Here is a 2,528-nt window from a genome sequence, read left to right on the forward strand (position 1 = left end):
GCACCTGGCCTGAGCATCAAATGATAGGTGTTGCCCAGGATGATGTCGGCGCCGACGCCGCGCACCTGGTCCATATACATCGCCTTGACCGTGCCGCCGGTGCCCACAGGCATGAAGGCCGGCGTGCGGATGGTACCGCGCGGCATGGTGATTTCGCCGCGCCGCGCCTTGCCGTCGGTGGCAAGTACGTTGAACTTGAACTCTTCACTCATCGGTCGTTCCTGAACAGCAGGCTGGCATCGCCATAGGAATAAAAGCGGTAGCCGCTGGAAATGGCGTGCGCATAGACTTCATGCATGCGTTCGAGCCCGCAAAAGGCCGATACCAGCATGAACAAGGTCGAGCGCGGCAAATGGAAATTGGTCATCAGCGCATCGACGAATTTGAAGCGGTAGCCGGGTGTGATGAAGATGTCGGTCGGGCCAGACCATGCGGCGATGGTGCCGTCGGCGCGCGCCGCGCTCTCCATCAGCCGAAGCGAGGTGGTACCGACAGCGATGATGCGGTTGCCCCGTGCCTTGGCCGCGCTCAGCGCCCGCGCGGTCTCTTCGGAGACATGCCCGATCTCCGAATGCATCTTGTGCTCGGCCGTATCGTCGGCCTTGACCGGCAGGAAGGTGCCAGCACCGACATGCAGGGTCACGAATTGGCGTTCGACGCCCTTGGCGTCCAGCTGGGCAAACAGCTCAGGCGTGAAATGAAGTCCGGCAGTAGGGGCTGCGACAGCGCCCTCCTCCCTGGCATAGACCGTCTGGTAGTCCTCACGGTCGCGTGCATCGTCGGGACGTTTCGAAGCGATATAGGGCGGCAGCGGAATGTGTCCCACCGCGTGCAGCGCCTCGTCGAGTGCGGCACCCGAGAAATCGAAGGCCAGTAAAGCCTCGCCCGCCTCGCCCTTTTCGATCACCATGGCGTCGAGCTGGCCGATGGCGCAGACCTCGCCGCTATGGCCGAAATGAATGCGGTCGCCGACGGCAACCCGCTTGCCGGGCCGCATGAAGGCGAGCCAGCGGTCGGGACCAACGCGCATATGCAGCGTTGCGTCGACATGGGCCGAGGCCTCGCCGCGCACGCGTGTACCCTTGAGTTGCGCCGGGATCACGCGCGTGTCGTTGAGCACCAGCACGTCGCCCGGTTCAAGCAGTGATGGCAGGTCGATAACGCTCAGATCAGCGAGCAGTTCCGCGGGCCGCACCACCAGCATGCGCGCAGAATCGCGCGGTTCGGCCGGGCGCAGCGCGATCCGTTCTTCGGGAAGCTCGAAATCGAAAAGGTCAACACGCATCAGTAGATACGGATCATCATTGCTCCAGCGAGCAAAAGCATGGCACCGACGATGCGGCCCATGGAGATTTCGCGGACGGCCACGCCAAGATAGCCGGCCCTGTCAACAAGCATTCCAGCCAACAATTGCCCCGCAACCAGAAATGCCATCAGTGCCGCAGCGCCGATGCGCGGCGTCAGCAGCACCGAACTCGTGACATAGACCGCGCCGAGCGCGCCGCCGGCCACGAATAGCCAGGGCGCGGGCGCGCGCCAGTCGATGGCAACACCCTGCGCCCGCGTGGTCACCAAGGTGACGATGCCAAGCACGACCGCGCCGGCGAGAAACGAAATCGCAGCCGCCGCGACGGGCACACCGAGCCCACGCGCCAGCTGCGAATTGATCGGTGCCTGAATGGCAATGAAGGCGCCCGCCAGCACGCCGAGAAGCGACCAGAGAACGCCCGTCATTGCATATTACTCCGCGATATCCGCAGCGACCTTCAGCGACACGATCTTGTCGGGATCCTGCACCGGCTCGCCGCGCTTGATCTTGTCGACATTTTCCATGCCTTCGATGACCTGGCCCCACACCGTGTACTGGCGGTTGAGGAAACCGGCATCGTCGAAGCAGATGAAGAACTGTGAGTTGGCCGAGTTCGGGTTCTGCGAACGCGCCATCGAGCAGGTGCCGCGGGCGTGGTTCATGTTGGAGAACTCGGCCTTCAGGTCAGCCTTGTCCGAACCGCCCATGCCGGCGCGGCTGGGGTTGAAGTCCTTGCCACCCGACTTGCCGAACTTGACGTCGCCGGTCTGCGCCATGAAGCCGTCGATGACGCGGTGGAACACGACGCCGTCATATGCGCCTTCGCGTGCCAGTTCCTTGATGCGGCCGACATGGCCGGGCGCCAGGTCCGGCAGAAGTTCGATGACCACTTTGCCCTTGGTGGTTTCCATGATCAGCGCGTTTTCGCGATCCTTGATCTCGGCCATGATGAATAATCCTCTTTTCGTTTTAGGTTTACTTGGCGTCCGCAGCGATGCGGACCTTGATCATGCGGTCGGGGTCGCTGACGGACCCGTTGTCAGCCGCATTGCCTTTCTTGATGCCGTCGACAAGTTCCATGCCCTTCTCGACGTCGCCGACGATGGTGTATTCGCCGTCGAGCGAGGATGCGGTGTCAAACATGATGAARAACTGCGAGTTCGCCGAATTCGGGTCCTGCGAACGCGCCATGCCGACGACGCCGCGCTTGAAGTTCTCC

At 62.6% G+C, this 2,528-nt stretch carries 5 protein-coding genes; all 5 read right to left on the reverse strand.

The window, feature by feature from the left end:
- The coding region (locus AC1DUU_RS29225; RefSeq protein ID WP_476786820.1) for a tRNA-guanine transglycosylase at nt 1-212 on the reverse strand (212 nt) is incomplete at its 3' end.
- Nucleotides 209-1,285, reverse strand: coding sequence for a tRNA preQ1(34) S-adenosylmethionine ribosyltransferase-isomerase QueA (queA, locus tag AC1DUU_RS29230; protein ID WP_476786821.1), 1,077 nt, complete (start codon nt 1,283-1,285; stop codon nt 209-211). The genes queA and AC1DUU_RS29225, both read right to left, overlap by 4 nt.
- Entirely contained in the window at nt 1,285-1,734 is a 450-nt protein-coding gene (locus tag AC1DUU_RS29235; RefSeq protein WP_476786822.1) for a DMT family transporter, read from the reverse strand. The genes queA and AC1DUU_RS29235 overlap by 1 nt, the downstream gene beginning before the upstream one ends.
- Before the next feature lie 6 nt (nt 1,735-1,740).
- Nucleotides 1,741-2,256, reverse strand: coding sequence for a peptidylprolyl isomerase (locus tag AC1DUU_RS29240; RefSeq protein WP_476786823.1), 516 nt, complete (start codon nt 2,254-2,256; stop codon nt 1,741-1,743).
- 28 nt (nt 2,257-2,284) lie between these two features.
- The coding region (locus AC1DUU_RS29245; RefSeq protein WP_476786824.1) for a peptidylprolyl isomerase at nt 2,285-2,528 on the reverse strand (244 nt) is incomplete at its 5' end.

The sequence above is a fragment of the Aminobacter sp. P4_H6_2 genome (assembly GCF_056400805.1).

Excerpts from the sequence above, each read along its gene's own strand:
- AC1DUU_RS29240 (WP_476786823.1), bottom strand. The coding sequence starts at position 2,256 with ATGGCCGAGATCAAGGATCGCGAAAACGCGCTGATCATGGAAACCACC.
- queA (WP_476786821.1), bottom strand. The coding sequence starts at position 1,285 with ATGCGTGTTGACCTTTTCGATTTCGAGCTTCCCGAAGAACGGATCGCG.
- AC1DUU_RS29235 (WP_476786822.1), bottom strand. The coding sequence starts at position 1,734 with ATGACGGGCGTTCTCTGGTCGCTTCTCGGCGTGCTGGCGGGCGCCTTC.